Annotated in this window: 15 protein-coding genes; 5 read left to right on the top strand and 10 right to left on the bottom strand. The window is 69.2% G+C overall.

Annotated features, from left to right (window positions below; all coding sequences use genetic code 11):
- Window positions 1-141: 141 nt before the first annotated feature.
- The 7 genes from AB0N73_RS04780 to AB0N73_RS04750 all read right to left on the bottom strand — a co-directional run bounded on the left by AB0N73_RS04780 (window position 142) and on the right by AB0N73_RS04750 (window position 4170).
- Entirely contained in the window at window positions 142-1410 is a 1269-nt protein-coding gene (locus tag AB0N73_RS04780) for an ammonium transporter (RefSeq protein ID WP_363560903.1), read from the bottom strand.
- 261 nt (window positions 1411-1671) lie between these two features.
- Window positions 1672-1842: a CsbD family protein gene (locus AB0N73_RS04775; protein WP_363560901.1), complete on the bottom strand. Its 171-nt coding sequence runs from the start codon at window positions 1840-1842 to the stop codon at window positions 1672-1674.
- 46 nt (window positions 1843-1888) lie between these two features.
- A complete protein-coding gene (locus AB0N73_RS04770; protein WP_363560899.1) occupies window positions 1889-2506 on the bottom strand; it encodes a hypothetical protein in 618 nt (205 codons plus the stop codon).
- Window positions 2503-3108 carry a DNA/RNA endonuclease G gene (locus AB0N73_RS04765; protein WP_363560897.1) on the bottom strand — a complete coding sequence of 202 codons (606 nt, stop codon included), beginning with the start codon at window positions 3106-3108 and terminating at the stop codon, window positions 2503-2505. The genes AB0N73_RS04770 and AB0N73_RS04765 overlap by 4 nt, the downstream gene beginning before the upstream one ends.
- A complete protein-coding gene (locus AB0N73_RS04760) occupies window positions 3105-3500 on the bottom strand; it encodes a hypothetical protein (protein ID WP_363560895.1) in 396 nt (131 codons plus the stop codon). Before AB0N73_RS04760 ends, AB0N73_RS04765 begins: the two co-directional genes overlap by 4 nt.
- On the bottom strand, window positions 3497-3685 hold the full coding sequence (locus AB0N73_RS04755; protein ID WP_363560893.1) for a DUF2273 domain-containing protein: 189 nt from the start codon (window positions 3683-3685) through the stop codon (window positions 3497-3499). Before AB0N73_RS04755 ends, AB0N73_RS04760 begins: the two co-directional genes overlap by 4 nt.
- Window positions 3682-4170, bottom strand: a complete 489-nt coding sequence (locus AB0N73_RS04750) for an Asp23/Gls24 family envelope stress response protein (RefSeq protein WP_363560891.1) — start codon at window positions 4168-4170, stop codon at window positions 3682-3684. The genes AB0N73_RS04755 and AB0N73_RS04750 overlap by 4 nt, the downstream gene beginning before the upstream one ends.
- Window positions 4171-4316: 146 nt before the next feature.
- Between AB0N73_RS04750 and AB0N73_RS04745 the strand changes: the two genes are divergently transcribed.
- The 4 genes from AB0N73_RS04745 (at window position 4317) to AB0N73_RS04730 (ending at window position 6229) form a co-directional block, all read left to right on the top strand.
- Window positions 4317-4886, top strand: coding sequence for an RNA polymerase sigma factor (locus tag AB0N73_RS04745; RefSeq protein WP_363560889.1), 570 nt, complete (start codon window positions 4317-4319; stop codon window positions 4884-4886).
- Window positions 4883-5479 (top strand): Asp23/Gls24 family envelope stress response protein, encoded by a 597-nt coding sequence (locus AB0N73_RS04740; protein WP_363560887.1) that lies wholly within the window; start codon window positions 4883-4885, stop codon window positions 5477-5479. Before AB0N73_RS04745 ends, AB0N73_RS04740 begins: the two co-directional genes overlap by 4 nt.
- Window positions 5476-5763 carry a hypothetical protein gene (locus tag AB0N73_RS04735; protein WP_363560885.1) on the top strand — a complete coding sequence of 96 codons (288 nt, stop codon included), beginning with the start codon at window positions 5476-5478 and terminating at the stop codon, window positions 5761-5763. The genes AB0N73_RS04740 and AB0N73_RS04735 overlap by 4 nt, the downstream gene beginning before the upstream one ends.
- 121 nt (window positions 5764-5884) lie before the next feature.
- The gene (locus AB0N73_RS04730) at window positions 5885-6229 is read left to right on the top strand and encodes a hypothetical protein (protein WP_363560883.1); all 345 of its coding nucleotides are present in this window, start codon (window positions 5885-5887) and stop codon (window positions 6227-6229) included.
- Between the two features lie 13 nt (window positions 6230-6242).
- Here AB0N73_RS04730 and AB0N73_RS04725 read toward each other — a convergent pair whose 3' ends face one another.
- Complete coding sequence (locus AB0N73_RS04725) at window positions 6243-6626, bottom strand: MarR family transcriptional regulator (protein ID WP_363560881.1); 384 nt, start codon at window positions 6624-6626, stop codon at window positions 6243-6245.
- A 269-nt stretch (window positions 6627-6895) separates the two neighbouring features.
- On the opposite strand from AB0N73_RS04725, the gene AB0N73_RS04720 reads away from it, so the two are divergent.
- Window positions 6896-7234, top strand: a complete 339-nt coding sequence (locus AB0N73_RS04720) for a hypothetical protein (protein ID WP_363560879.1) — start codon at window positions 6896-6898, stop codon at window positions 7232-7234.
- 92 nt (window positions 7235-7326) lie between these two features.
- Here AB0N73_RS04720 and AB0N73_RS04715 read toward each other — a convergent pair whose 3' ends face one another.
- Together AB0N73_RS04715 and AB0N73_RS04710 are read right to left on the bottom strand one after the other, a co-directional pair.
- A complete protein-coding gene (locus tag AB0N73_RS04715) occupies window positions 7327-8208 on the bottom strand; it encodes an SDR family oxidoreductase (protein WP_363560912.1) in 882 nt (293 codons plus the stop codon).
- Window positions 8209-8280: 72 nt separating this feature from the next.
- Window positions 8281-8850 carry a DNA starvation/stationary phase protection protein gene (locus AB0N73_RS04710; RefSeq protein ID WP_363560877.1) on the bottom strand — a complete coding sequence of 190 codons (570 nt, stop codon included), beginning with the start codon at window positions 8848-8850 and terminating at the stop codon, window positions 8281-8283.
- Window positions 8851-8959: the final 109 nt, after the last annotated feature.

The following is an 8959-nucleotide window of genomic DNA, read 5'->3' as shown; positions in this document are numbered from 1 at the left end:
TTCTTTTACTAGGTTTGATATCCGTATATCTGCTGCCGGCCGGGGGCGGGCGGACCGCGTTGTAAATTGAATCACACCCCCCGTATAACGGGTGGTGGCCGGGGCGCCACGGCCGCCCGGCACACCTCGATCGTGATCGTGTCAGGCGCGGGTGTCAGCGAGCACGTAGCCCTCTTCGCCGTGCACCGTGGTGTCGATTCCGGCGATCTCGTCCTCGTTCTTGACGCGGAAGCCGATCGTCTTCTCGATCGCGAAGCCGATGACGTAGGCCAGGACGAAGGAGTAGACGAGGACCGAGAGCGCGGCGATCGTCTGCACGAGCAGCTGCGTGCCGTCGCCGCCCATGAACAGGCCGGTCTCGTTGGCGAAGAATCCGAGGTACAGGGTTCCGATCAGACCACCGACGAGGTGGATGCCCACGACGTCGAGCGAGTCGTCGAAGCCCCACTTGTACTTGAGCTCGATGGCCAGGGCGCAGAGGGCACCGGCGACCAGACCCAGGACGATGGCCCAGATCGGGTGCAGCGAGGCGCACGCCGGGGTGATGGCGACCAGACCGGCGACGGCACCCGATGCGGCACCGACGGAGGTGGGCTTGCCGTCCTTGATCTTCTCGACGATCAGCCAGGCGAGCAGAGCGGCGGCGGGCGCCGCGATCGTGTTGATGAAGGCCAGGGCGGCGGTGCCGTCAGCGGCGAGCTCCGAGCCCGCGTTGAAGCCGAACCAGCCGAACCACAGCAGACCCGCGCCCAGGAGGACGAACGGCGGGTTGTGGGGGACGTGTGCGCCCTTCTGGAAGCCGACGCGCTTGCCGAGGACGAGCGCCAGGGCGAGGGCCGCAGCACCGGCGTTGATGTGCACCGCGGTACCACCGGCGAAGTCGATCGCGCCGACGCCGAACCATTCCTGCATGCCCATCGTGATCCAGCCGCCGTAGGCGAAGCTGCCGTCGTCGGCGAGACCGAAGTTGAAGACCCAGCTGGCGACCGGGAAGTAGACCACCGTCGCCCAGATGGCGGCGAAGATCATCCAGGCGCCGAACTTGGCGCGGTCGGCGATGGCGCCCGAGACGAGGGCCACCGTCAGGATGGCGAAGGTCGCCTGGAAGCAGGCGAAGGCGAGCGGCGGGAACGCCGCGCCGTCAGGCGTCTCGAGCAGGCTCGTGAGGCCGAGTGCGGACCAGTCGATCGACCAGGGAGCCACGATGCCCTCGGCACCGGGGAAGGCGATCGCGTAGCCGAAGAGCACCCACAGCACGCCGATGAGTCCGAGAGCACCGAAGCTCATCATCATCATGCTGATGACGCTCTTCGCCTTGACGAGACCGCCGTAGAAGAACGCGAGTCCTGGCGTCATGAGCAGCACGAGCGCTGCAGCAATCAGTATGAATGCTGTGTTTCCTTGATCCATGTCGGACAAACCTCTCTGCAGGGACGCAGGGCGTAGCGTCGGGTTCCACCAGAGTGGCGCTCGCAGGTTTCCGCCGCCGTCGCGCGATTGTTTCCGCCATGTTGCGAAGGGGCCCGGCGTGTAAACAACACGTGTCCGACTCCCGTAGATGCGCAGATCACCGCTCGTGAGTCCCCCGGGTGCGCCGAGGTTCACGCGCTGCACGCAGCGATCGGGTGGGGCCGCGCTGTGCGCTGCCCCACCCGATCATGGTCGCCTCGATTACTTGAGGGCGTCCTTGACGTTCTCGCCGGCCTGCTTGAGGTCGGACTTGGTCTGGTCGGCCTTGCCCTCGGCCTCGAGCTTCTCGTTGCCCGTGGCCTTGCCGAGGGTCTCCTTGGCCTTGCCGGCGATGTCTTCGGCGGCGTTCTTGATCTTGTCGTCGAGTCCCATGGGGGGCTCCTTTCTCATTGGGTGACGGATCGCGCGGGCTGCGCGATCACGAGAGGTCCCGGCGCTCGCCTGCCAGACGTGAACGCAGGTTGGCGTGCAGGGAGATGACCGTGCGCGTCGGTGTTCCCGACAGCGCGTGGAGGTTCCGCACGAGGTCGTTGACGTGGTCGGCCACGTCACGCGGCGAAGAGGTCGGGCGCGGCGTGACCGAGACGTGCAGCACGGGCTCGCGGCGGATGTCGTTGGCCGTCACCCGCGCGGAGAGGACGTCCGCACGATCGGCCAGCGAAGCCGAGACGAGGTCGGCGGTGAACGCCTCGCGGATGATCGTGCGTCCCTTCACGGCGCCATCGCTCGTCGAGCCGTTGTGGCTCATACGGGAGCGGCGCGAGAAGAGTCCGACGATGAGCCAGACCAGCAGCGCGATCACCAGCACGAGGGCGGCGACCGCGGCGACACCGAGCCACGAGGCGGCGGTGTCGCCGATCAGGGTCGACTGCTCGGCATCCGCGACCCATCCGACCACGGCGTCACCGGTCGACGTCCAGACCTCGGATGCGGCCGGCCACACCATGCCGGCCACGCCGACGGCGCCCGCGGCGAGCAGGATCAGGCCGACGATCAGGATGACGGCGCGGTTGAGGATGCGATTCGTGGTGTTCATGACCGGTCTCCCTCGGTGCGCGCGATACGGACGACGACGCGCAGCGAAGGCGCCGTGCCGTACTCCTCGAGTGCACGCTCGGCGCTCTCACGCACATCGGATGCGGGGAGCGGGATGCCCGCGACGGGACGCACCGTGATGTCGGCGGTGCGGTGGGAGACGCCGACGCGGACGCGGCTGCGCTCCAGTCCCAGCTCCGTGCTGATGGTGTGGGCCAGCGCCCCGGCGATCACGGCGTTGTCGACGAGGACGGGCGCGTCCTCCCCCGGCATCTCGTGCTTGGCGAGTCGGCCCGGGCTCAACGCGACGACGATCAGCGCGACGCCGATGACCGCGACGAGCGCCGCGATCGCCACCACGGCGGCGGGGATGCCGCTCTCGGGGAGCGTCGCTGCGCCGGCGAGCAGATCGAGCGGCGCCACGAGCAGGGGCGCGGACGATGTCATCGCCAGCACCAGCTCGACACCGAGATAGGCGAGAGCCACGATGACGAGGATCGCGACGGTCACCGCGGCGACCGTTCGCGGCGAGTGCGTCTCACGTCGCACGACGCGACGCAGCACGCGGTCCCGCGGGGGCGCGGATGTGGCCACGGCGTTCATCTGACTCTCCTGGGTGTGTGGACGATGGCGCCCGTGATGACGACGTCGATGCGGGCGAGCTCTCGCCCGCTCAATCGGGTCACGCGGTCGTGCAGGTCGTTGCGGATGGCGTCGATGCGGGCCATGACGTCGCCGCCCCGGCGGATCGCCTCGTCGTCGGAGAGAGGCGGGACCGCCAGGGGCGCTTCGACCCGGAGGGCCAGCAACGCTCCCGACGCACCCACATCCACCGAGACCTGCCGGCGCTGGACGCCGAAGCTCGTGGCAGCGGCCTGCTCGCACACGGCCTTCAGCGCGCGATCGTGGACGACGGTGCGCCCGGGCAGGACGGCGGCCGTGTCGGCGACGGTGGCGCCGCCGCCGTCACGGCCACCGACGAGTGCCCCGGTCATGACGTCCGGCGGCCCGAGAACACGTTCGCGAGGGCCCGCAGGTCGAGCTGACCCGAGGCGACGCGCGCGACGAGCGCTCCGATCGCGGTGAACAGGACGACGAGGAGGAAGCCCCAGAAGCCGAACACCAGCGCGGCCACGGCGAACAGGGCCCCGATCAGGGCGCCTCCGATGGTGGCGCTCATGCGACGCGGGACTCGTCGGCGTCGTCGTCGTTGTCGTCGCCGGGGAGGTGCACGTCGTTGACCTCGACGTTGACCTCGACGACCTCGAGACCGACGAGACGGGTGATGGCTCCGGCGACGGCGGCGCGCACGTTGTCGGCGACCTCCTGGATGGGGGCCGGGTACTCGACGACGATCGTCAGGTCGGCAGCCGCCTGCGTCTCGCCGACCTCGACCTTGACGCCCTGCGTCAGGTCGGTCGCGTTGATGGCGTCACGGAAGAAGCCGAGGGCTCGCTGTCCGCCGCCGCCGAGCGCGTACACGCCCAGCACCTCGCGCGCGGCGATGCCCGCGACCTTCGCCACGACGCCGTCGGCGATGACCGTGCGTCCGGCGGTCGCTCCCGGCGCGACGGGGCGAGCAAGGGCGTCGGTGCGGTCGACGCGTGCGCCGCCGGTGGCGACGGGAGCGGCCGTGGGGGTCGTCTTCTCGGTGTTGCTGGCCATGATGTGCCTCCATATCTCGTTCGGGACGGCCTGGCAAGAGCGCTCGGCCGCGTCACACTCGGGCGATAACTTCGCCGTTATTGATACGAGGCGGCGACGCATCGAATCGTCACAAAAAAGTTCCGACCGATTTCCAGGGGCGCTCCATGCCGGAATCCGAACGGCCCCCCAGCACACTCACCGTGCTCAGCGACCGCATCCTCGTGGAGCGCGCCGTCGACGGCGACGAGCTGGCGTTCCGCGAGATCGTGCGGCGTCACAGCGGCATCATGCGCGCGTACGTCAAGAGGATCACCGGATCCCTGGCCGACGCGGACGACATCGTTCAGGACGCGTTCGTGACCGCCTGGCGTCAGCTGCCCACCCTCCGCGACGGCGATGCGGTCAAGGCCTGGCTCATGCGGATCACGAGCCGCGAGGCGCTGGCGCTCGTGCGCCGACGATCCCGCGAAACGCCGCTCGAGGACCGCGACTTCTCCACACCTGCGCAGACCCAGCCGGAGCAGGTGACGATCCACAACGCTAGACTCGCCGCACTCTCGGCTGCTCTCGACACCCTCCCCGACGACCAACGCCGCACCTGGCTGCTGCGGGAGGTGGCGGGGCTGAGCTACGGCGACATCGCCGAGGAGCTGGATCTCCCCGCCAGCACCGTGAGAGGCAACCTCGCCCGCGCACGCGCGAGCATCATGATCCGAATGGAGGGATGGCGATGAGTTCGTCTCACATCGACCCTCCGACTCTGGACTGCGGCAAGACCGTCGACGAGCTCAGCGACTACCTGCTGGCCGACCGGACCCCCCGCGATCCGTCGATCGAGAGCTGCCCGGAATGCCTGGCCGTGCTCGAGTCCCTCGAACGCCTCGGCGCCCTCTCCCGTGAGCTCGTGGCCGACGATGCCCGCGCCCTGCCCGCCCCGCCCGCGAGCTGGCTGAGCGGGATCATGGACATCGTGGCCACCGAGGTGCGCTCCGGACGCGACCTCCCGCTGCAGCACCCCGATCCCCGGGTGCACCTCAGCGTGACGGAGGGCGCGGTGCGGGCGCTGCTGCGCTCCACCGCCGACCAGATCGACGGCCTCGTCATCGGACGCACCGCCATCCTCGGCGAGGCGGAGACGCCGGGGGCGCCGGTGGAGATCGATCTCTCGGTGTCCGTGCGCTGGGACCGACCCGATTTCGATCCGATCGACGCACTGCGCCGAAACACCATCGACGCACTCGAGCGCCACACCGAGCTGAACGTCACAGCGGTGAACATCACCGTCGAGGACGTCCACGGGTGGGAGAACGCAAGGGATTCCCGATGACCTCCTCTCCCGACGACCAGACCTCGACCGCCGAGGCGCTGGCCCGCGCCGTCGACGGCGTCACCGACGTCTTCCCGCGTCGGGTGGGACGCGTGCTGACCGATCTCGCCTCCGACGCCGCGCGCGCCGTCGGGATCGCGCCCGCCGCAGAGACCATCGACCTCCGCATCGCCACCCGCATCGACGGGTCGACGCCCGAGACCGCGCGCACCGTCGCGGATCTCCTCGCCGCGCACGTGCCCGAGGCCCCGAGCATCACCGTGCGGGTCGCTCGCATCCACTGACCGCTCCGCTCCTCACCCGTCGAGGAGTGCACCAATGTGCCGCCGAGTCGACACGATGTCGTCGCGTCCGGCGATACTAGAAGCAGCGCCTTCCGGCGCCACCCTGGGGGAAGGAAGTCGCATGGCGTTCCGCAACAAGCACACGCTCGATGAGTGGCTCGACGAGTTCCGCGCCTTCGGCTACCCGATCTCCGGCAGTCTGCGGGTGATCGAACAGGACGGCGCGGACGGCGCGGACACCGGACTCATCGGCGTCGCCATGACGAACGCCTCGACCTCGACGTACATCCAGCCGGATCCGGTCGACCCCTCACGCTGGGTCGTGACCTTCGATTCGCGCGAGACGCCGGTGCAGGCGAGCCCCACCGACGTCCTGGCGCTCGCCAACGAACTCGTGATCGTCGCCACGCTCTGCGGGTTCCTGCAGGTGAAGTCGGACGCGACGGCCGCAGACCAGCAGGCCTGAACCGGCGCGCGCGTCAGCGCGCGAGGACGCCCGAGGTGAAACCGTCGAGCGCATCGGCGAGGCGCGAGACCTCGTCGGGGTCGGCGGCGCCGACCACCTCGTCGAAATGGTCGTCGAAGCGCGTGAGTCCCGACCAGGGCTCGACGCCGAGATCGATGAGCAGGCTCAGACGGTTGACCCGCCGGTCATCGGGATCGATGGTCCGACTCACGACGCCGCGCCCGGCAAGCCGGTCGACCAGGGTCGTGACGCCGGCGGAGGTGAGACCCAGGTAGTCGCGGAGATGCCCCGGACGGGTTCCCGGATGGGCCGCGATGTAGAGAAGAGCGCGCGCGTCGACCTCGTTGACTTTCAGCGCACGGCGCGCCTCGATGATCGCCGCCGATCGTGCGTCCACATATCGCTGCAGCGCACGCCGGAGGCCCGATACCGATGGTGGGCCGGAATCCATGCTGTCGCCCCTCGCTGCAACCGAGTCGTCGCGTCGGGTCCATTCTCCCCTACCGACGACTCAATAACCTAATAGTACGGAAACTAATCTAATTTTCCTTAGCATCTGATAGCGTCATGGGACGGACTGCGACACGCGGTCACCGCACCGGTCCCCCCGGACCAGCGCAACCCGATCGCCACCCGAAAAAACGCGTGGCGAGGCAGGAGCCGATCATGGGAAACCTCTTCTACGGCAACACCGACCAGGCCATCGTGATCCCGGATCGCGTGCTGGCCCACATCAAGGTGGTCGTGGCCACCAAGCTGAGACGCAACGAGAGCTTCACGCTGTCGTGGCGGCACGTCGAGGCCGGCGACCCGGGCCGGTCCACGCTGTGGCTGGATCCGTCGATCCCGCTGCGCTTCGTCTTCGACGGCGCCGAGCCCGAGGTCCTCGATCCCGAGATCCTCAAGACGCTCTCCCACGCGGCGAGCTCGTCGGCCGGCATGACCATCGACTTCGCGCTGTTCGACGGACAGCGCGCCACCGCTCCGGCGCTGCAGAGCGTCTGAGACGCATCCCGCGTTCGCGGCACGGGTGCACATCGACCGCGGCCCCTCGGTGCGTACACCGGGGGGCCGTGAGTGTCGTGCGCTGACGCGCGTCAGTGCACCGGCATGCCGCCGGTGACGGCGATGGTCTCCCCCACGACGTAGCTCGACTCCTGCGAGGCGAGGAAGACGAACGCGGGTGCCAGCTCGACAGGCTGACCGGCGCGCCCTATGGGGGTCTGCGACCCGAACTCCTCGATCTTCTCGTTCGGCACGAACGCCGGCTGCAGCGGAGTCCAGATCGGCCCCGGCGCCACGCCGTTCACGCGGATCCCGCGAGAGATCAGCTGCTGCGAGAGCGCACGGGTCCAATTGGCGATGCCCGCCTTCGAGACGGCGTACTCGGCGAGAGAGGGCGACGGCTGGAATCCCTGCACGCTCGACGTCGTGATGATGGCGGCGCCGGGCTCGAGGTGCGGCGATGCCGCCTTGGTGAGCCAGAAGAGCGGGTAGATGTTCGCCTTGACGACGTGGTCGAGCGTCACCGTCTCGAAGTCGTCGATGCTGTCGACGGTGGGCATCGTCCCGGCGTTGATGACGAGCACATCGAGTCCGCCGAGGGCTTCCACCGCGGTCTCGACGACGCGGATGTTGGTCTCCTCCTCCTGCAGATCGCCCGGCAGGAGTACCGCGGTGCGCCCCTCCTTCTCGACGAGGGCGGCGACCTCTTCGGCCTGCGCCTGCTCCTCGGGGAGGTAGCTGAGGGCCACATCCGCCCCTTCGCGGGCGAACGCGATGGCCACGGCACGGCCGATGCCGGAATCCGCTCCGGTGATGAGCGCCTTGCGGCCGGGCAGCCGCCCGAACCCGACATAGGTCGTCTCGCCGTGATCGGGCGCGGGGTCCATCTTGTGGATGTCGCCGGGGCCCGACTGCTGCTGCGGGGGGAAGGGGGGCCGGGGGTACTGCGTGGTCGGATCCTGTGGGGTGTACATGTTCGACATGGCCGCCACGCTAGGTCGACGCGTCGCTCCCGCCACCAGGGTTGCGGGAGCGACGCGACGGCGCTACCGCGCGCCCGGCTTGCGGTTCTCTGCGCTGACCATCCAGGCGAGCTGCTCGAGGCGCTCGAGGATGGAGTGCAGGATGTCGGCACTCGTCGGGTCCTCGTCATCCACGTCGTCGTGCACGTCGCGGCACGTGCCGACCGTGGCCTCCAGGCGCTCGGTCACGAGATCCACCACTTCGGCGGTGTCGAGCTCGCCCTGCGGGAACTCGGGAAGCGTGGTGGTCTCGGCGATCGTGTCGCTGCGCCCGTCGGGCAGGGCGTGCAGCGCGCGCATGCGCTCGGCGACCGTGTCGCTGAACTCGCGCGCCGCCTCGATGATCTCGTCGAGCTGCAGGTGCGTGTCGCGGAAGTTGTGCCCGACGACGTTCCAGTGCGCCTGCTTGCCCTGGATCGAGAGCTCGATGAGGTCGACGAGGACCTTCTGGAGGTTCTCGCTCAGCGACTCGGACGCGATGAATCCGTTCTCGGCGTTCTGCTCGTCGGTCAGGCCGGCACCCGCCCCGCCGCGCGCCGGTCGGCGCTTGTTGCGCGTGGGCGCCGTGTTCGCGCTCTTGGATGTCGTGGCCATGATGCTCTCCTCGCATTCGGAAACCGGGATGCTGCGACCGTAACGCCGCGCCGGCCCGCCGCCACGGGGGTTGTCGAGCGGCGTGCGCGTTGCTAACCGCGAACGCCCC

Origin of the sequence: Microbacterium sp. NPDC089189, assembly GCF_040685095.1 — a bacterium.
Lineage (GTDB): Bacteria > Actinomycetota > Actinomycetes > Actinomycetales > Microbacteriaceae > Microbacterium.
This window is presented reverse-complemented; position numbering and strand designations above follow the sequence as displayed.

Bases quoted from the DNA above. Each gene is read 5' to 3' on its own strand.
- AB0N73_RS04780 (WP_363560903.1), bottom strand. From the start codon at position 1,410: ATGGATCAAGGAAACACAGCATTCATACTGATTGCTGCAGCGCTCGTG.
- AB0N73_RS04775 (WP_363560901.1), bottom strand. From the start codon at position 1,842: ATGGGACTCGACGACAAGATCAAGAACGCCGCCGAAGACATCGCCGGC.
- AB0N73_RS04770 (WP_363560899.1), bottom strand. From the start codon at position 2,506: ATGAACACCACGAATCGCATCCTCAACCGCGCCGTCATCCTGATCGTC.
- AB0N73_RS04765 (WP_363560897.1), bottom strand. From the start codon at position 3,108: ATGAACGCCGTGGCCACATCCGCGCCCCCGCGGGACCGCGTGCTGCGT.
- AB0N73_RS04760 (WP_363560895.1), bottom strand. From the start codon at position 3,500: ATGACCGGGGCACTCGTCGGTGGCCGTGACGGCGGCGGCGCCACCGTC.
- AB0N73_RS04755 (WP_363560893.1), bottom strand. From the start codon at position 3,685: ATGAGCGCCACCATCGGAGGCGCCCTGATCGGGGCCCTGTTCGCCGTG.
- AB0N73_RS04750 (WP_363560891.1), bottom strand. From the start codon at position 4,170: ATGGCCAGCAACACCGAGAAGACGACCCCCACGGCCGCTCCCGTCGCC.
- AB0N73_RS04745 (WP_363560889.1), top strand. From the start codon at position 4,317: ATGCCGGAATCCGAACGGCCCCCCAGCACACTCACCGTGCTCAGCGAC.
- AB0N73_RS04740 (WP_363560887.1), top strand. From the start codon at position 4,883: ATGAGTTCGTCTCACATCGACCCTCCGACTCTGGACTGCGGCAAGACC.
- AB0N73_RS04735 (WP_363560885.1), top strand. From the start codon at position 5,476: ATGACCTCCTCTCCCGACGACCAGACCTCGACCGCCGAGGCGCTGGCC.
- AB0N73_RS04730 (WP_363560883.1), top strand. From the start codon at position 5,885: ATGGCGTTCCGCAACAAGCACACGCTCGATGAGTGGCTCGACGAGTTC.
- AB0N73_RS04720 (WP_363560879.1), top strand. From the start codon at position 6,896: ATGGGAAACCTCTTCTACGGCAACACCGACCAGGCCATCGTGATCCCG.
- AB0N73_RS04715 (WP_363560912.1), bottom strand. From the start codon at position 8,208: ATGTACACCCCACAGGATCCGACCACGCAGTACCCCCGGCCCCCCTTC.
- AB0N73_RS04710 (WP_363560877.1), bottom strand. From the start codon at position 8,850: ATGGCCACGACATCCAAGAGCGCGAACACGGCGCCCACGCGCAACAAG.